Origin of the sequence: Vibrio xiamenensis (genome assembly GCF_900100015.1) — a bacterium.
In the GTDB taxonomy this organism is placed as follows: Bacteria; Pseudomonadota; Gammaproteobacteria; order Enterobacterales; family Vibrionaceae; genus Vibrio; species Vibrio xiamenensis.
The window spans coordinates 16,108-35,280 of record NZ_FNDD01000006.1 but is presented as its reverse complement, the minus strand read 5'-3'; the positions used below and the strand labels follow the sequence as shown (position 1 = coordinate 35,280).

Here is a 19,173-nt window from a genome sequence, read left to right as displayed (position 1 = left end):
TCAATTAAAACCATATTTCGCCAAGACTTGACGCGCTTGTGCGGTTTTCAAAAACTCGCCAAACGCCTTAGTGGCGTCTTGGTCGTTGAGTGTCGCCATTGGGTAACGAATCGGCGTGTGCAGTTTGTCATCAAACTCGGCGGCAATCGCGACTTTGTCGGATTGTAACGCATCGGTTTTATACACAATACCCAATTTCGACTCACCACGTTCAACTAAAGCCAGCGCGATTCGTACGTTATTAGTTGGCGCGGTATGCTTTTCCACTTCAGGCCAAACTTTTAGCGCTTCTAGCGTTTCTTTGCCGTAGATACCTGCAGGTACCGCTTGAGTATTACCGATGGCAAGACGCGTGCCTTGCAGCGCATCGACCCATGCAGTGGCATCACTTAAGTCAAATTTTGCGTCATCACCTTTTGGTTCAATCAGGACTAATTTGTTGGTTGCCAGAAAATCAACATGATCCGCAGCGATAATTTTTTTGTCTTTAAGGTAACTGACCCATTTTTCATTGGCAGAGATAAAGACATCTGCTGGTGCGCCGTTTTCGATCTGCCTTGCTAATGACGAAGAGCTTGCATAAACCGGAGTCACTTTGACATCTTGATGATTTTTTTCAAACTGAGTGGCGAGATCGCCCACCGCGTTGGTCATTGAAGAGGCGGCATAAACATGCAGTTCTTCCGCCGAGGTTGAAAGCGCGACGGCGAGCAAACATAAAGGAAGAGTCTGTTTTATCATTGGTTTACCACTTAATTAATAGTTAGGCCAAATGAGGCCAAGATTAAGATGCTGCTCAACAGCATCCGCGATTTGGTCGATTGCACGTTCTTGAATAGCGTGGTGAGATGGAACATCAATCGACGTCAGACCAAGCCATTCGCAAATCAACTGAAAGGCTTGAGGGTGATCAAACAACCCATGTAAGTAAGTTGCAAAAATTTGGTTGCATTCGCTAACCACACCGTCAAGGCTGCCTGAATCTAAGCTGATCGGCTGAACCTGCGGTGGATTCACTGTGGTGCGCCCGACATGAATTTCGTATCCGGTGATGTGCGCTGTTTGCTGGTTTAGATTCAGCGTACCTTGTACATTGGTTAACGCTTTGGTTGCGGTTAACACCGTGTGAGTGTCAAGTAGCCCGAGTCCGTTGACACTTCCGGCGCTTCCTTCCACACCATCAGGATCGGAAATAAACCTTCCGAGCATTTGATAACCCCCACAGATACCAATCACTTTTCCGCCAAATCTTAGGTGTCTTAATAAATCCTTTTCCCACCCTTGTTGACGGAAAAACTCAAGATCGGCCATCACCGATTTAGTCCCTGGTAGAATAATCACATCGGCATCAGTGAGCCGCTCCCCTTTACGCACATAGCGAAAATCAATGTCGGGATGATGGCGCAAAGGGTCAAAATCGGTGTGGTTGCTAATACGTGTTAGCACCGGTACCACCACTTTTAACTTAACTTGCTCGCCGAGCGATTGGTCATAAGCTATTGCATCCTCAGCTTCAAGTTGAAAACCGTGCAAATAAGGCAATACGCCGATAACCGGTTTACCGGTTTTTTGCTCTAACCAGTCCAGACCTGGCTGCAAAAGCGTTACATCACCACGAAAACGATTAATAACGAAACCTTTTACGCGCTGTTGCTCAGATTCAGAAAGCAGCGCCAGAGTGCCATACAAGTGGGCGAACACCCCGCCTCTATCAATGTCTGCCACGATGATCACCGGAACATCCGCAGCTTCTGCAAATCCCATATTGGCGATGTCGTTGTCACGCAGGTTGACTTCCGCCGGACTCCCTGCGCCTTCAATCAATACAACCTCGTATTGCTGACACAAAAGCTCAAACGATTCAAGGACTTTAGGCAGCGCCACTTTTTTATAACCGTGATAGCCCCACGCTTCCATATTCTTAATGGCTTTGCCCTGTAAAATCACTTGGGCGCCGGTATCAGAATTGGGCTTGAGTAATACCGGATTCATGTGCACGGTAGGCGAAATTTTACATGCCTGCGCTTGCACCGCTTGCGCTCGACCAATCTCGCCACCGTCTGGGGTAACCGCACTATTGAGCGCCATATTTTGCGGTTTAAAGGGCGCTACTTTTACACCGCGGCGTTGTAACACTCGGCACAGAGCCGCAACCAACGCGCTTTTTCCTGCGTCAGATGTCGTTCCCTGAACCATCAAATGAGAAGATTGAACTGCCATGTCATTCTCTTAATGTAATTTAATCATTCATCATACTCCTTATTGATCCTCATTCTCAATAAAATGAACCGCATATGAATGGCGTAATCAAGTGGGATTCAACAACTTAAGTCGATAATCGCATTTAAGAAACGCAGTCGACCTTAGATTACAAGATGGAGTATTTATCATGAAAAACGTCCCAGGCCATTTGCTTACCTTGGTACTACTTGCCTTGCTCAATCTCAACTTAACACTTAATCCCCTACTGGAATATCGGGTATACGACGTGTTTCGCGATTCAATGGAAAGTCAAACGTTCTACGACGAATCTATGTAAAACAGTCGGTTACTATGATTAAACGACAACTAATGGACAAACTTTCTGCATAAAAAAGCTTGAAGAATAGCAGTCGGATGGGCGAATTTTTATAACTTCAAACCAATAAAATGCTGCAAATTACTGATCACGCAAATGAATCTTGGCAAATTATCACAAATTGGCATCAAATATCGATGAGCTTTATAAACTCTTCGCTAATATCTACAACTAAAGTTAATATATGGCGTATTTATTGCAGACCATTCTATTTAATAACGATATTTGTAGCTGGAGTCGATTTTGAAAACCAAGCTCATCGCGAGTCTCTTCGCGTTCAGTGTGCTACCAAGCGCCTACGCGAACAATTTTAATTATAACTATCTTGAAGTGAGAACAGCGGTCAACCCAGATACGTCAGGCGTTGAATTCAGCACCAATCTTACTGATAATTCGCACGTATTAGCTCGAGTGGACAGTGGCTTTAATGGTTATTATGACTTAGGAGCAGGTATTGGCTTTAACGGACCAGTCACACCTTTCGCGGATGTATTTGGTCAGTTTATTTTTCACGGTATCCGCTATTCAGACTCGAATGGCAATGGCACGGAAACCAAAAAAGAGATGAGTATCGGTGGACGGGTTTGGGTAACCAATCAAATCGAAGCCACTGCGCTTATTGGCACTAACGATGAGAATTCAGTATTTCACGCTGGAGTACGTTTTCATTCAACGGATCAACTGACCATTGCTGCTGAAACTCGCAATGATGGAACATTAGGTCCGCAATTAACAATGTCGGTACGTTTTCAGTTTTAACTGCTTGCTGACGATTGACTCTCCCATGAGCAATGTTGCTTAAGCTCGCAATTCGCTTAAGCAACATTCAACATCGCTCCACTGCAAGCAGACTGTATGTTGCTTATCCTATTTTGCGCTTAGCGCACCACTAATTTCCTTGGCACCAACTCAATCCCTGAGTGATAACGTTTCGCGGCTGCATTTAATGCATGTTCAAGTGCGCTTTCTGCAATCAGCTCAAACTGTTGTGGTAACGAATTAATCTTCATCGGTAGAAAATCAAGTAAGCGGTTATCACCAAAGGTTCCGAGACGAATTTTTCCTGCGAGTTCGGGATATTGAATCAGCACATCCAACACCCCTTCTAATAAAGTATAGGAAGTCGTCACAATCGCTTGCGGTAGCGCTTTTTCTTTAACCCATGAATGAAAAATTCGTCGTCCTTCTTCGCGGTGGAAATGATGACCATAACCTATTTTAATCGATCCATCCGTCTGTTTTACCGCAGATTCAAACCCTAGTTGACGCTCTTTGGAGACATTCAGTTCTGGCAAGGCACCAATCAAACCATAACTGGTGACATTGTCACTTACCAGCGACTGAGTGAGCTCAAACGCACCGCTAAAATCTTCGCTAATAATGCAAGAAAAATGCTCGTCATCAAGTGGACGGTCAAGCGCGATTACCGGCGTTCCTTGTTTTTGCAACGCTTGATAAAAAGCATTGGCGTCAGGCACACAGCTTGCGACAAATAATGCGTCGATACGACGACTGATGAGCGCATCCACGACGCTTTTTTCGGTCTGCGGATCATCGTCAGAACACCCAATGAGAATTTGGTAACCAGCAATTCGAGAATGTTGTTCTAGCAGTTTTGCTAACCGCGCGTAACTGGTGTTTTCGAGATCAGGAATGATCAAGCCAAATGAACGACTGCTCCCTGCGCGTAGCGAACTCGCAGCAAGATCAGGACGATAGTTATGCTCTTCAACAACGGCCATAACTTTTTGTTGAGTCTTTTCACTGATTCGATATTTCTGCGCTTTGCCATTAATCACATAGCTAGCCGTTGTTTTTGATACCCCGGCCAAACGGGCAATTTCATCTAGTGTCATATATCCACCGTCAATATGTGCTGTCGATCAAATATCCCTAATTCTGATCGTAGATTTATTTGCATTATAAGCTGAAACGTTTCAGCATTGAAAGCTGAAAGGATTCAGCAAAATGAGATTTAGGAATCAGATTTAGAAATCTATTCTAAACTTACAGCAATCGGATGAGATATTTCCTTTTGCTGAATTTTTTAAGCTCTAGCTGAAACGATTCAGCTAAACAGAATTATAACGATTATCGATGAACCACATCATTCAAAGATAAAGAGGCACGTATGCTCCAGCTAAATACTCAAGACATCACACTCGGTCAATCGTACCAGTCGAAACAACAAGCAATTCAATCCTTAGCAAACCAACTCGCGGAGCAAGGCTTAGTCAAACCTGCTTACGTTGACGGTATGCTCAATCGCGAACAGCAAAATTCAACTTTTTTAGGTAGCGGTATCGCGATTCCACACGGCACCACCGACACTCGCGATCAAGTCATTAAAACGGGTGTAACGGTACAACACTTCCCAAATGGCGTTGATTGGGGCGACGGCAACGTAGCTTACCTAGCGATTGGTATCGCCGCGAAATCGGATGAGCACTTAGGCATTTTAAAACAGTTGACCAAAGTGCTGTCGGCAGATGGTGTTGAAGCACAACTTAAACAGGCAACCAGCGCCGAACAGATCATTGCCCTACTCAATGGTGATATCCAGTTAGAGTGCGATTTTGATGCATCATTGATTCAACTTGATTTCCCAGCCAGCGACATGGTGCAAATGGCTGCGGTTGCAGGCGGGCTGTTGAAAAATACCGGTAGCTGCGACGCTGAATTTGTTGCAGACCTTGTCACCAAGCAACCCACTCACGTAGGTAACGGGCTTTGGGTTGTAAGCTCAAATCGCGCGGTAAAACGCACCGCTATGTCTCTGGTTACCACTATAAACAGCTGTGAATACGACAATCTACCAGTCAAAGGTTTGATTGCCTTTGCAGCATGTAACAGTGCCCACCAAAAGCCACTGTCTGTGCTAAATCAGCTTATTTTTGATGGCAAGCAAAGCATCGTATTGGAATCGAAAACACCGGCACTGATTAGCCTATTTAACGAAGGTGAAATCAGTTCTTCAACCGAGCCTAGCTCATCCGAAGGCAACACTGCGGTTTTCAAAATTAAAAATGCTCACGGTTTGCATGCTCGTCCAGGCGCAATGTTAGTGGCTGAAGCGAAAAAATTTGACTCAGCAATCAAGGTGACAAACTTGGATGGCGACGGGAAATCTGTTAACGCAAAAAGCTTAATGAAGGTCATTGCACTTGGCGTGAAGCACGGCCATCAGCTGCAATTTACCGCTGAAGGCTCCGATGCAGCGCAAGCCTTGGCGGCGATTGGTAGCGCAATTGAGTCAGGTTTAGGCGAATCTTAAGGAGCACGATATGACTACCCATTGTGTGACGATTACTCTAAACCCTGCTCTCGACTTAACAGGCGATCTCGATACGCTAAACGTCGGCTCGATAAGCCTCGTGAAAAAAAGCTCGCTTCACCCCGCAGGTAAAGGGGTCAATGTCGCTCGCGTGCTTTCTGATCTAAGCGCAAACGTCACGGTAAGCGGTTTCTTAGGTGCTGATAACCAAGAGATGTTTTGCCAACTGTTTGAGGAAATTGGCGCGAACGATCAATTCGTACGAGTGCCGGGCTCTACTCGCATTAACGTTAAATTGGTTGAACGAAACGGCGACGTCAGCGATATCAATTTCCCAGGCATTCAAATTGACCAAGCTGCTATAGCGGCATTCGAAGACAAATTAGAGGCTTTATGCGAAACACATGAGTATTTTGTGTTTGCCGGAAGCCTGCCCCCTGGCGTGTCACCAGAGCTATGTGCCAAATGGCTTGAGATGCTCAATCAGCGCGGTAAAAAAGTGCTTTTTGATAGCAGTCGCCAAGCGCTTGCTGCGGGTATTAGCGCCAAACCATGGCTGATTAAACCCAACGACGAAGAGCTTTCGGAATTTGTTGGTCAGGTACTTTCGACCCCTAAAGAGTGCCAGCAAGCGGCGCAAACACTAGCAAACAAAGGCATCGAAAACATCGTTGTATCGATGGGTGCTGATGGCGTGATGTGGTTAAACCAAGGCCACTGGCTGCAAGCTTCGCCACCAAAAATGAGTGTTGTCAGCACCGTTGGTGCGGGCGATACCCTAGTCGCTGGACTATGTTGGGGGCATATGCAGCAACTCGAAAAAACCGAACTTATTTCTTTTGCGACCGCATTATCTGCTTTAGCAGTGACCCAAGTGGGTGTGGGCGTAAACGATATCAACCAAGTGCGAACCCTACAAAAACAAACCACAGTGAAACCACTTTCTGAACTTGAAAGTGAATAAGACAAAAGGTTAACAATATGAATATTGCAATTATTACAGCTTGTCCAAGCGGTGTTGCAAACAGCATCATCGCTGCTGGCCTACTTGAAAAAGCCGCTGCCGCGCTGAACTGGACTGCCAACATTGAATGTCAATCAAGCGTTCTTGATGGTAGTAAGTTAACAGATGAACAAATTCAGCAAGCGGATGTCGTGATCATCACTGCTAATAGCGACGTTGACGACTCTCGTTTTGTCGGTAAAAAAGTATACCGTTCAGACATTACTGCCTGCACTCAAGATCCTAAAGCGTATCTTGAAAACGCAGTTACAGGTGCCACCGTTCTCGAAACGGCCAGCGCGCCACAAACCGCTACTAGCGATGCTGGCAGCGCGAAGAAAATTGTTGCGATTACCGCATGTCCAACCGGTGTTGCGCACACGTTTATGGCAGCAGAAGCATTGGAAGATGTCGGTGCTCGCCTTGGTCACCAAATCAAAGTCGAAACTCGCGGCTCAGTTGGCGCTAAAAACCAATTAACGGCGCAAGAAATCGCGGATGCCGATCTGGTTATCATCGCCGCAGACATCGAAGTGCCACTTGATCGTTTCGACGGTAAATTGATGTATAAAACCAGCACAGGTTTGGCGCTTAAGAAAACTGAGCAAGAGTTTGCTAAAGCGTTTGATTCAGCCAAACCATACGCGCATAGCGCATCAAGCAATGCAGGCAGCTCGGCAACAGAAGAGAAAAAAGGTGTCTACAAGCACTTAATGACCGGCGTATCCCACATGTTACCCGTTGTGGTTGCTGGTGGCCTTATCATTGCACTCTCATTTGTCTTTGGTATTGAAGCTTTTAAAGAAGAAGGCACACTCGCCGCTGCGCTAATGACCATCGGTGGCGGTTCTGCTTTTGCACTGATGATTCCAGTGCTTGCAGGTTTCATTGCGTTCTCAATTGCTGACCGCCCAGGGCTTGCTCCGGGTTTAATCGGCGGTATGCTCGCAAGTTCAACTGGCGCCGGTTTCCTTGGTGGTATCGTTGCCGGTTTCCTAGCTGGCTATTCAGCGAAGTTTATTTCCGACAAAGTCCAATTGCCGCAGTCAATGGAAGCGCTCAAACCTATTTTGATCATTCCATTTTTGGCAAGTTTGGTCACAGGTCTCATCATGATTTACGTGGTTGGTGGCCCTGTATCAAGCATCATGGGCGGATTAACTTCATTCCTTGAAAACATGGGTTCTGCGAACGCAGTATTACTGGGTATTATTCTTGGCGCTATGATGTGCTTTGACTTGGGCGGGCCGGTAAACAAAGCCGCTTATACCTTTGGTGTTGGTTTGCTTGCCTCACAAACTTACGCGCCGATGGCAGCGATTATGGCCGCAGGTATGGTACCAGCTCTTGGTATGGGCCTTGCGACTTTCGTAGCAAAAAGCAAATTTGAGCCAAGTGAACGTGAAGCAGGCAAAGCCTCTTTTGTTCTCGGTCTGTGCTTTATCTCTGAAGGTGCGATTCCATTCGCAGCAAAAGACCCAGTTCGCGTCATTCCTTCGTGTATGGTCGGCGGCGCATTAACAGGTGCACTGTCTATGCTGTTTGGCGCTAAGCTGATGGCACCACACGGCGGTTTGTTTGTACTCTTAATTCCAAACGCGATCACACCAGTATTTATGTACATTGTCGCGATTGCAGCAGGTACGGCGGTAACAGGCTTCACTTACGCGTTCTTAAAGCAGCGTGCAAATGCTCAAGCTAAGCAAGCGGCTACCGCATAAATTTATGCCTCACCCTCGAATTTGGCATTTTAGCCCTCCTTATGGAGGGCTTTTTTATATTCTTCGTCACAGTTTCATACATTTACATTCAAATATTTGCCGTTAATGTGAATATTTACAGGACGATATATTTAAAACCAAAGATAATGTCTATATACAACTTAAGGCGTATATACACGGAATGTTAAAGACGAGCTATACATCGATTAAAGAATTCTTGCTGGTATTCTTAGTACTGGCGATATTACCTTCGTTGTATTTTTTTAAAACCGAACAAGAAATCAGCCGCCAAGTTCGTCAAACGGTTGAACAGAAAAAGCTTAACCAAATAGAATTCAGTCAACATGCCCTCGATGCGACTTATCGTAAAGTCGCCCACGCTTTTCCCCAGATCGCTCACAATGGCTTCGTACATCGCGCACTCCAACAACAGAATGCAGAAAACATTCAGATGGTTGAAGATTTGTGGTTATTGACCGCACGAGGCCAAGACGTTTACTCCAGCCTTAGGTTAATTGACGCCCAAGGAAATGAGCTAGTTGGTATCAATCATCACAATGGCTACAGCATTGTAGTAGCAAAAACGCGGCTGCAAAACACGCAAAATCTGAGCTATTTTAAGCAAGCTCAGCAGCTAAAAGCCGGTGAAATCAGCACGCAAAACGTCGATTTTGAGTATAACTATCGCGATGAAATCGTGCCTATTGTACGAGTGATAACCCCAATAGACTTTATGAATCAACGTAAAGGCTATGTGATGGTAAATTTGAATTTCAGTGCGATTTTCAAAAACATGATGTTCAGTCACCACAACAAATCTTTCCCAGAAGTGGTGGATGAAAATGGTTATTACGTCATGTCGGACAATAATCAGCAATTGCTCGGCCACCTCATTCCAGAAAATAGTCAATATACCATTGCCAGCACCTTACCCGATTTATGGCGTCAAATGCATCATAAAGTCTCTGGGGTTATTGAAGATAACCAAGCTTGGTATTTGTTTAAACGTGTTGAACTTACCGCATTCAAACCCTATATGACGCTTTATCTGTTCGATAGTGTTGACGCCAAGGAATTAGCGCCGCTGATAGATAAAGAGGTCTCTGAATTACATATACAAATGACGGGGGTTTACACCTTAATCGCGATGATATCGCTTGGGTTTGTCATTTGGCATGCACAGCATGATAAGAACAGCTTAGATAGCCGCATTGCAAGAGCAACCATGAATGGAATTTCGGCGGTTATCATTACCGATCGTGCGAATAGAATTGTATTCGTCAATGATGAATTTACGCGTTTGAGTGGCTATAAACTCAAGGAAGTTAAAGGCAAACGCCCCTATCTATTCTCGGCATCAAAATATCCTCAAGAACTGTATATCAATATCTGGAAGCGGTTAGCTGCGCGTGGACTGTGGCAAGGCGAAGTGGTGAATAAGAAAAAAGATGGCTCATTGTTAACTGAGATCATGCGAATCCAAACGGTCACAGACAGCAACGATGTGGTGCAGTTTTATGTCTCTTCTTTCGTCGATATTTCCGAACGTAAAGCGCTTGAACTGCGCCTGCGTGAACTCAGTGAAAAGGATTCACTGTGTAACTTATGGAATCGACGTAAGTTTGATATTCAGCTCGACGATTATTGCAAGCGAGTGGGTCGCTATGGCGAACAAGAACCGATCTGCTTAGCACTGCTGGATGTTGATAATTTCAAATTGGTTAATGACCAATTTGGTCATGACGAAGGGGACAAAACCCTACTTTATATCGCACAAATGCTGGCAAAACACAGTCGTAAGACGGATTTCGTAGCTAGAATTGGTGGAGAAGAGTTTGCACTTTTAATGCCTCACACTGACATTCAGCAGGCGTTACAAGTTGTTGAGCGTATACGTTGCGTCATTGAAGATAACTATGTGAGAGAAACCACCGTAAGTATTGGTGTTACTCAAGTTTGTCTCTCTTCTGCTCATTCTTATAAACGAGCCGACAAGGCGTTATATCATTCTAAACAGAACGGAAGGAACCAAGTTCACTCAATAGAAAACGGACCGAGTATCACAGTAGAAGGAAATAATGCTCTGAGAGCTTAACGATTTATGTCTGTTCGTTCATTGTGTCCCCCCGGCATCAATGGACTCATTTAGATATAACTCGCTAGAACATCTGTTTTGTATTAGTAAGCCCCCTACACTTTCCTTTCTGTCGGGTAAACCATGCATAGTTTCAGGGAGAACGAAATGCAAGATACATTGACAGTACTACTCGCCGGAGGCGTTGGCTCACGGCTAAGTCCCCTAACAGACGATAGAGCCAAACCTGCGGTGCCTTTTGGCGGCAAATATCGCATCATTGATTTCACACTGACCAACTGCCTTCACTCAGGGTTGAGACAAATACTGGTGTTGACCCAGTATAAATCGCATTCGCTGCAAAAGCATCTGCGCGACGGTTGGTCGATTTTTAACCCCGAACTCGGCGAATACATTACCGTTGTGCCACCGCAGATGCGCAAGGGCGGAAAATGGTATGAAGGCACCGCAGATGCGATTTTCCATAACTTATGGCTCCTTGACCGCAGTGAAGCGAAATACGTTATTGTGCTATCAGGCGACCATGTTTATCGCATGGATTACGCCGCCATGCTCGATGCCCATAAAGAAAACGACGCCGAATTAACCATCGCGTGTATGGATGTCCCCCGTCAGCAAGCCACTGAGTTTGGCGTGATGGCGACCGATGAACTCGGACGTATCGCATCGTTTATCGAAAAGCCCGTCGATCCACCTTCAATGCCAAGTAATCCAGATCGCAGTCTAGTTTCTATGGGGGTGTACATTTTTAATATGGACGTCCTTCGTGATGCGCTGACCAAAGATGCCCAAGTAGAAGGTTCAAAACACGACTTTGGTAAAGATATCATCCCTAAACTGCTACCTAATGGACGCAGTTATGCTTACCAATTTGGTAGCGACCGCGGTCGAGTGGCGAAAGACAGTTACTGGCGTGATGTCGGCACCATAGATTCATTTTATGAAGCCAACATGGATTTGCTAGAACCGGTTCCGCCGATGAATCTTTATCAGGCGGACTGGAAAATTCGTACCTATGCATCGCAAAATCCGCCAGCTCGCACGGTTTCTTCAGCCACGGGGAATGAAGGAATCTTCATTAATTCAATCATCTCTAACGGCGTCGTGAATTCCGGCGGCTCAGTGCAGCACTCGATCATTTCTTCAAATGTGCGCATCAATGACAGCGCCACCATCGTCGATAGCATTTTGTTTGATGATGTCGAGGTCGGTGACGGTTGTCAGTTGGTGAATTGCATCATCGATAAACATGTAAAAATTCCGCCCCATACTCAAATCGGTATTAACCGTGTTGAAGACGCCAAGCGTTTTCATATTTCAGACAAAGGCATCGTCGTCGTCCCTGAAAGTTACAAGTTCTCCTAACACATCCATATACAAAAAAGCCTTAGTGTTATCCACTAAGGCTTTAATTTTATTAGTCATTTAAGGGCAAGTAACTTCAACCCAAAACCAATTCGAAGCGGTTGGCGTATCCCAAACCCCAGGGTTATTTTGTGCCTGATAGCAGCTACCTTGATTTGATACTAGGTCGCCATTTTCAACTTGAGTAACACCAGCTTGCCAAACGATGACCTCACCACCTGTTGTGTCGCCGCTTTGCTCGTCCTCACCAACAGCAGACAAATCCGCCTTGGGTAATTGTGGGTGCTCGAACGACAATCCATATTCAACACCATCAATAATGACTGTGTAGTTCGCAGGTCCCGAGATTGGTAAATAGTAAACCATATCTAACTCATAGCTTTCACCACTGGCTAAGCTTTGCCAAGCTGGTAATGTAAACGACACCCGATGCATCACACCATCCAATCCACCAATATTGTCCGCTCGTGAGTGACCAGATGAAATCACACTCAGATTAGCTCCGTTCTGATCTTTAGCGTTATTTGGCGCAGAAACAGGAATGTCGAACTGAAACTCTGTTCCCCCGGCAATCGTAAAACCGGTCTGGTTGGTAAAAGTGATTTTAGGATTGATCGGATAGTTTTGGTCACCGACTTTGAAACCACCAATGGCGACGCCAATGTCAACGGTTTGAGCAGGCATATCTTGCGTTGCGCGCTGATTACCATAAGGTTTTGCGGCTGAGAATTTATCGTAAATCGCTTTGGTCATGGTATTGCCCATATGGTATTCACCTTGACCGGAGGCGCAAGATTGTTCACTGCTATCGATGTTACTTGTGCGAACGCCGCTTTCATCGACTAGATAGCAATTATAATCTCCGGCAAGCTCCCAGAACATAATCCCGCCAATTTCTTTATCAATTACGTAATCGGCTTTCGCTTCAATAGACGCTTGGTCTTCTATCGACAAAAAGACACGCTTTTGTTCATTCCACAGCCAAGGCGCAACGGAGACTTGATCATAATAACGGGTATATTCACCCACCAGTTGATCACTCACATCGTTATCGGGATCCAGCAAATACGCTTCAGCATAGCTTCCCCAAATTCCTTGTTGTAAGTTTTTTGCATGCCACATTGGATTAGAGCCTGCGCCCATTTCATTACCGCGGGGATCGGTGTCATGCCACATATTGTCGATACCGACCGCACCATAACCACAGTTGTTGCTCTCGCCTACACCCGTCCCTTCGGGGCATTGGGTTTGGTCTGGTAATGCAGCGCGTCCCCAAAGGCCATGTTCGCCACCCGATACGCCCTGCCAACCGCGCGTATAATATGGCACACCAATATTGATTCTTCCCGCAGGCATCGACCCTCTGAAATAGTGATAAGCCCAATCGGTGTTTAGATAGCCAATACCGCCGTATGCTGAGGTATCATAGACATTCCACTGGGCAAGTTCTGAATCCTCGCCGCTATCAAATAGCGCTGCGTTGTGCCCGACATGGTCATTCCACGCACCATGTAGATCGTAAGACATAATATTGACGTAATCCAAATACTGGGTGACATCAAATGTTTCCATTCCTCGCAACAAATATCCTGACGAAGGCGCTGCAATTGTGAGTAAGTAATGCACGCCATCTTGCGCTGAGGCTTGGTCCAATTTATTACGCAAAACCTTCATGAGCTGTTGATAAGATGCCCATAGATATTCGCGTCGCGGTTCCATGATCGCACTGTCAAGCGGATTACCTGCTCCCGCCATTGAAGTTGGGTATTCGTAGTCAATGTCGATACCATCAAATTGATACTGCCGAATCAGTTCGACGGCAGATTCAGCAAATATTTCAATGCCTTGATAATTAATTGAGCCATCATCGTTGGTGGTCATGGTATAGAAACCGCCGTCGTCAATACGAGCGCCCGATGAGTCAAAATGACCGCCAGTTTCAGCCCAGCCACCAATAGAAACCAACGTTTTGACCCCATAGCGCGCTTTGTACGTCGCTAACGCGCCAAAGTGCCCTTTAAAACCAAGGCTTTCATCAATTTCGACGCCTTCCCACTGTTTATTGACCGCGACATTATCTGGGTCTGAGACATCGCCAATATTGACTTTTCCATCACCGCCGATACTCACGAATGCATAATTAATATGGGTCAATTGCTGCCACGGAATGTCTTTGACCAAATAAGCCGATTGCGGATCGTCGCTGCTTCTCCAACTGGTGAAATACCCAATCACGCGGCGAGGATGATCGGCCCCCATCATCTCACGACCATCTTGGTCGTAGACAGTACAATACGGAACAGACACGTCTGGCGTTTGATATAAGCCATCTGGCCGACAATCGCTAGCGATTTGCTCTGATGTAACGGTTAAATTCACCGTTGAGGACATTGAAGTGGCACCAAGGTTATCCTGCACGATGGTGTAAAACGCGACACTTCCAACCTGCTGAGTGGTATATTCGACACTGAAAGGCTCGCTGGATAACGATGCAATAAGCGTATCGTTGGCATAAACATCAACGCTTGCAACTCTGCCATCTGCATCAAGCGCTTCGATAGTCAGTGTCGCCGTTTCACCAACTAGCAATTGGGTGTCAGAGAGTGAGATTGAGGCGCTTGGGGCAACATTGGTTTCATCGCTTGATTCTACAACCAGTGTGAGGTTTGTTTGCTCACTGGCAGCGCCCGCGTCATCGTAGGCTATCGCACTCAAAATATGAGTACCTTCGCTCGCAAGCCAAGTTGCGCTGTAGGGTTCCGCTGAACTTGATGCAATCACATTTGCGTCAATTAGAAAATCAACTCGCTCGATAGTCCCATCTTGATCGCTCGCTTGAGCACTTATGCTCACGGTCGAACCTGCTTGTAGGCCCTCGCTATTAACTGGCGAGGTAATGGTCACTTGCGGGGCTTGATTTTGCGTCTCATCATCGAGCGCGCAACTGTCTAATAAGCTCCATTGCGCCCACTCGCCACTATGGGTTGCTGGCGAATGCCCTTGAGTCCAATAGTTCGCCTGATATGCGCTGTCCTGATATTGGATTTGATCGCCAGTATTGTAGATAGCATCGGTTTGCCACGGCTCAAGCGAAGTGCAATCGACGCTGGCATGGCTATTCCAAGCCAATAAACATGACGCACTCACAATACTGAGTGAAAACGTCTTATTTAACGATTTACTTACGAGTAAATACATAAATGTGCTTCCTTTGAGTTGGTTTTTGATCGGAATGACTTCAAGTCCAACCAATATCAGACTTAAATTCCCAAGCAAAATAACTCTAGATGGAAGCGTGAATAACTCGCTAACTAATTGTAATTTTCTGCTAGTCACTCGCATCAAAATGTCGAAGCGATGAAATATGTAGCGACTTAATTTTACTCAAACACAAAGGTTTAACGCATTACCATTCCCGCTCCTTGTTGCTTAAAATGGCATTCAAATTACTATGCAATAGCCTTAGGGGTTTGATTAAAATGACGTTTGTATTCGCGAGAAAACTGCGAAGTGCTGTTGTATCCCACCTGACGAGCGGCTTCGTTGACGCGCATACCTTGAAATTGAATCAATTCGCGGGCTTTATTCAAACGTACTTTTTTAATGTATTGAATCGGAGTTTCAAGCGTCACGCTACGAAACGCTTGATGGAACGCTGACGGGCTCATGCTTGCTTCTTTGGCTAAGCGTTCGACCGACATGGGAGAACTAAAATCGGCATGCATTTTTTCAAGCGCCTTAGCAATACGGACGTAATGGCCGTCGTACTGAGCTAAGTCAAACAAAATATACCCTTGCTCACTCATCAAAGCCTGAAATACCGCTTCTTCCAATAAAGATTCACCGAGCAGTTCAGCTTGATAAGGATGGGTTAACGCTTGCATAATTCGACGACAAACATCTTGCATGTCAGCACTCATTTTAACCGTTCGGCAGCCAAACACCGTTTTGTTGGCCGCACGTCTTGGCTGATAACCGAGGTCCTGTAATTTTCTGACCTGGCGGTGCAAAATCCCATGATCAATATCTATGGTTAAGCCCATTAACGGTTTGTCGTCATCGGTTTTCGCCTCGCACTGCAGCGGCATCGGAACCCCCATCACCAAATAGTCGTTCGGGCCATACTCAACCGGATTTCCACCAACATGGATCGTCTTATGCCCTTGTGCAAGCGTAATAATGCCTGATTGATAGGTAAAAGGCTGGAGCGGATTACCATGGCGACTATGGTAAAACCACACGCCCTTTATCGCGGTTTGTTTGCCCCCTTCAAGTTTATGTAATTGCTGCTCATCAACATAGCGTGTCATTAATTCAACCAGTGAACCCATTCCACTCAATCCTTATATTTGCAATCAAGTTAGAAGTATTAGGCAATAAAAATCGAGAAATTGGCCTTTAATACTTCAGTATTGAGTACTAATATGCACTTCGTATCCTCAAATCGCAATCACTCGATGAATGCGTTTTCTCCTCATAACGATTAAGGAAGCAACTCGTGACTATGCAATTTAATTACGCGAACCCAACTCGAATCTACTTTGGCCGAGGCCAAATTAGCGCGATCACAGACGCGATTCCAGCAGACCAAAAAGTACTGGTTATCTACGGTGGCGGTTCGATCAAGCGTAACGGTGTTTACGACCAAGTCAGTGAAGCACTTAATAATCATCAATGGGTTGAATTTTCGGGCGTTGAGCCAAACCCAACCAAAGAAACCTTAGACAAAGCGGTCGCTATTGTTAAACAACAAGGTATCGACTTTATTCTTGCTGTCGGAGGCGGCTCTGTGATCGACGGTTCAAAATACGTTGCGGCAGCCTCTAAATACTCGGGCGATGGCTGGGACATTCTAACGCGTCAACACCCGGTAACCTCCGCAACGCCTTTGGCCGCAATTTTGACTCTGCCAGCAACAGGTTCGGAATCGAACAGTGGCGCGGTTATCACTCGTAAAGCCACTCAAGATAAGTTGTCGTTTATGTCGGCGCACGTGCAGCCAAAATTTGCAGTGATGGATCCGGATGTAATGAAAACCCTGCCGGAGCGCCAGCTGGTGAATGGCATCGTGGATGCTTGGGTTCACGTGTGTGAGCAATACATTACAGTTGTGCATAGCGCGATGGTTCAAGACGGCTACGCCGAAACCTTGCTACGCAATTTGAAATGGTTGGGCGAAAACTTTGCCAACCGAGATAACGACGAGTGGCGCGCCAACCTGATGTGGTCAGCTAACCAAGCACTAAATGGTTTGATTGGCCTGGGTGTCTCGCAAGATTGGGCGACCCATATGATTGGCCACGAATTTACCGCGTTATGGGGTGTTGACCATGCTCGCTCACTGGCGATCGTACAACCTTCGCTGCTACGCAACCAAATTGAAGTCAGACGCGGCAAACTTGAGCAAATGGGGCGCAACGTTTTTGGTCTTAGCGACAGCCCTCAACTTGCCGAGCAAACCATCGGTAAAATTGAAGCTTTCTATCATTCACTCAATGTTGATACTCAATTTGCAGAGCATGGCACGACCAAAGAGCAGGCGATTGAGAAAGTGGTGGAACAACTCACCGAACATGGCTTAGTGAAAATTGGTGTCAACCAAGCTATCACGCCAACGGTGGTGAAAGACATCCTAGAAGAAGCCATTGCCTAAGCGGCAAATGTATCCCTACCACATCAAAGGCAGCCAAGGCTGCCTTTTTTGCCCCCCAAAACATGTTATACAATTGCGATTAATGACGACGCTTAACCTGATAACAATAAATGAGGTCATCATACCACTCACCACCAATTTGAAACGCCAAAGGCTCAGTGTTTTCCAGCTTAAAATGGGCCTTTTCAAGAATTCTGCAGTATGCCAAATTGCCCTCTGTGACAATGGCGCGTATCTCCATCACTGGAAAATAGTGTTCAATATGATTAACCAACGCCAAAAGTGATTCGGTGCCAAAACCTTTGCCATGAAATTCTTCTAACAATAAATAGCCGATTTCAACACTGCTACCGTCTTCGCTAATTTGTAACCCGGAGACGCCTAGCCATTGACCGCTGAATTTGTCACTGATCACCAAGCATAGCCAGTGTTCATCGCCCCAATTCCATTCAGGTAAGCGTGCTTCAAAACGCATACGAATCTCTTCAACGTCAGGTCTGTCGAACGCGTAACGAATCACCGCCTTATCTTGATGTAGACGCAGAAATAACGACCAATGGTCAGAGCGAATTTGTGACATTCTCAGTCGTTGTGATTCGATATATATCATCAATAAACGCCCTATTTGCTTTGCGCTCTGATGGTGCCTATTCGGCGAATGTGACGGGTCAAAATCAGAGCAAATACTCAACCTTAAATACGATTAACTCCTTTTGTTTGCACAGTGTCAATGGCATTGAGAATTCGAATCATTACTCAGGTATCAGTCTCATATTTTGTACAGTGTTTTGTTAATAAAACCAATTGATTTAAAATAAGTTTATGATTTCATATTAACGAATGATGAATTGTCTTATTTTTCGTTCGAAGGTTAAATTTATTCTTACTCGAGCATCACAAACTCGCGCTATTTGTTTATGTCTTTAAACACAATTAATGTCACAATAGCGTTATTATCGAAGACTGACTTTTAGGAACAAGAAATGCAGAAAACAACAAGGACAATGCCAGCAAATAAGCACATTGCTCTCGTCGCCCACGATAACTGCAAAAAAGAGTTATTGCGTTGGGTAACCGAAAACTTGGAAAAACTCCAACGTCACTTCCTTTACGCCACTGGCACAACGGGTCACATGCTGAGTAAAGAAACAGGGCTTGCTATCAAGAGTATGATCAGTGGTCCTATGGGAGGCGACCAACAAATCGGTTCACTGATTTCTGAAGGTAAAATTGACGTATTAATCTTCTTCTGGGATCCACTGAATTCTGTGCCTCACGACCCAGATGTCAAAGCGCTGCTGCGTATCGCCAGTGTGTGGAATATTCCCGTCGCCACTAACCGCGCAACCGCAAAATTCCTGTTTGCGTCTGACTTGATTGAGCAACAAGTAGATATCGAAATTCCCGACTATCAAGCTTATTTAGCTGAGCGTATTTAAACAATAGGTACGTGAAAATAGAAAAAGCCTGCAATGATGCAGGCT

At 45.5% G+C, this 19,173-nt stretch carries 15 protein-coding genes; 9 read left to right on the top strand and 6 right to left on the bottom strand.

Annotated elements, in window-relative coordinates; translation table 11 throughout:
• Positions 1-741 (bottom strand): molybdate ABC transporter substrate-binding protein, encoded by a 741-nt coding sequence (modA, locus tag BLS03_RS06665; protein WP_093271294.1) that lies wholly within the window; start codon positions 739-741, stop codon positions 1-3.
• 15 nt (positions 742-756) lie between these two features.
• The gene (locus BLS03_RS06660; RefSeq protein WP_093271291.1) at positions 757-2,220 is read right to left on the bottom strand and encodes a cobyric acid synthase; all 1,464 of its coding nucleotides are present in this window, start codon (positions 2,218-2,220) and stop codon (positions 757-759) included.
• Positions 2,221-2,389: 169 nt separating this feature from the next.
• Here BLS03_RS06660 and BLS03_RS25635 point away from each other — a divergent pair, with 169 nt between their 5' ends.
• Positions 2,390-2,539: a hypothetical protein gene (locus BLS03_RS25635; protein WP_176765538.1), complete on the top strand. Its 150-nt coding sequence runs from the start codon at positions 2,390-2,392 to the stop codon at positions 2,537-2,539.
• A gap of 279 nt (positions 2,540-2,818) precedes the next feature.
• Positions 2,819-3,337 carry a hypothetical protein gene (locus BLS03_RS06655; RefSeq protein ID WP_425445100.1) on the top strand — a complete coding sequence of 173 codons (519 nt, stop codon included), beginning with the start codon at positions 2,819-2,821 and terminating at the stop codon, positions 3,335-3,337.
• Positions 3,338-3,456: 119 nt separating this feature from the next.
• Here BLS03_RS06655 and cra read toward each other — a convergent pair whose 3' ends face one another.
• Positions 3,457-4,434, bottom strand: coding sequence for a catabolite repressor/activator (cra, locus tag BLS03_RS06650; protein WP_093271286.1), 978 nt, complete (start codon positions 4,432-4,434; stop codon positions 3,457-3,459).
• A 275-nt stretch (positions 4,435-4,709) separates the two neighbouring features.
• On the opposite strand from cra, the gene fruB reads away from it, so the two are divergent.
• The 5 genes from fruB to glgC all read left to right on the top strand — a co-directional run bounded on the left by fruB (position 4,710) and on the right by glgC (position 12,036).
• Positions 4,710-5,852, top strand: a complete 1,143-nt coding sequence (fruB, locus tag BLS03_RS06645) for a fused PTS fructose transporter subunit IIA/HPr protein (RefSeq protein ID WP_093271283.1) — start codon at positions 4,710-4,712, stop codon at positions 5,850-5,852.
• A gap of 10 nt (positions 5,853-5,862) precedes the next feature.
• Positions 5,863-6,816 (top strand): 1-phosphofructokinase, encoded by a 954-nt coding sequence (gene pfkB / locus BLS03_RS06640; protein WP_093271281.1) that lies wholly within the window; start codon positions 5,863-5,865, stop codon positions 6,814-6,816.
• A gap of 17 nt (positions 6,817-6,833) precedes the next feature.
• Positions 6,834-8,576 (top strand): PTS fructose transporter subunit IIBC, encoded by a 1,743-nt coding sequence (fruA, locus tag BLS03_RS06635; protein WP_093271278.1) that lies wholly within the window; start codon positions 6,834-6,836, stop codon positions 8,574-8,576.
• A 181-nt stretch (positions 8,577-8,757) separates the two neighbouring features.
• A complete protein-coding gene (locus BLS03_RS06630) occupies positions 8,758-10,671 on the top strand; it encodes a sensor domain-containing diguanylate cyclase (RefSeq protein ID WP_093271276.1) in 1,914 nt (637 codons plus the stop codon).
• Positions 10,672-10,818: 147 nt separating this feature from the next.
• On the top strand, positions 10,819-12,036 hold the full coding sequence (gene glgC / locus BLS03_RS06625; RefSeq protein WP_093271169.1) for a glucose-1-phosphate adenylyltransferase: 1,218 nt from the start codon (positions 10,819-10,821) through the stop codon (positions 12,034-12,036).
• 60 nt (positions 12,037-12,096) lie between these two features.
• Here the strand turns inward: glgC and BLS03_RS06620 are convergent, their stop codons facing one another.
• Together BLS03_RS06620 and BLS03_RS06615 are read right to left on the bottom strand one after the other, a co-directional pair.
• Positions 12,097-15,234 (bottom strand): chitinase C-terminal domain-containing protein, encoded by a 3,138-nt coding sequence (locus BLS03_RS06620; RefSeq protein ID WP_093271167.1) that lies wholly within the window; start codon positions 15,232-15,234, stop codon positions 12,097-12,099.
• 251 nt (positions 15,235-15,485) lie between these two features.
• The gene (locus tag BLS03_RS06615) at positions 15,486-16,367 is read right to left on the bottom strand and encodes an AraC family transcriptional regulator (RefSeq protein WP_093271164.1); all 882 of its coding nucleotides are present in this window, start codon (positions 16,365-16,367) and stop codon (positions 15,486-15,488) included.
• Positions 16,368-16,540: 173 nt separating this feature from the next.
• Here BLS03_RS06615 and BLS03_RS06610 point away from each other — a divergent pair, with 173 nt between their 5' ends.
• Entirely contained in the window at positions 16,541-17,689 is a 1,149-nt protein-coding gene (locus tag BLS03_RS06610) for an iron-containing alcohol dehydrogenase (protein WP_093271160.1), read from the top strand.
• Positions 17,690-17,768: 79 nt separating this feature from the next.
• On the opposite strand, the gene BLS03_RS06605 is transcribed toward BLS03_RS06610, so the two are convergent.
• The gene (locus BLS03_RS06605; RefSeq protein WP_342720195.1) at positions 17,769-18,269 is read right to left on the bottom strand and encodes a GNAT family N-acetyltransferase; all 501 of its coding nucleotides are present in this window, start codon (positions 18,267-18,269) and stop codon (positions 17,769-17,771) included.
• A 403-nt stretch (positions 18,270-18,672) separates the two neighbouring features.
• On the opposite strand from BLS03_RS06605, the gene BLS03_RS06600 reads away from it, so the two are divergent.
• Entirely contained in the window at positions 18,673-19,128 is a 456-nt protein-coding gene (locus BLS03_RS06600) for a methylglyoxal synthase (protein ID WP_093271155.1), read from the top strand.
• The last annotated feature ends 45 nt before the right edge of the window (positions 19,129-19,173 follow it).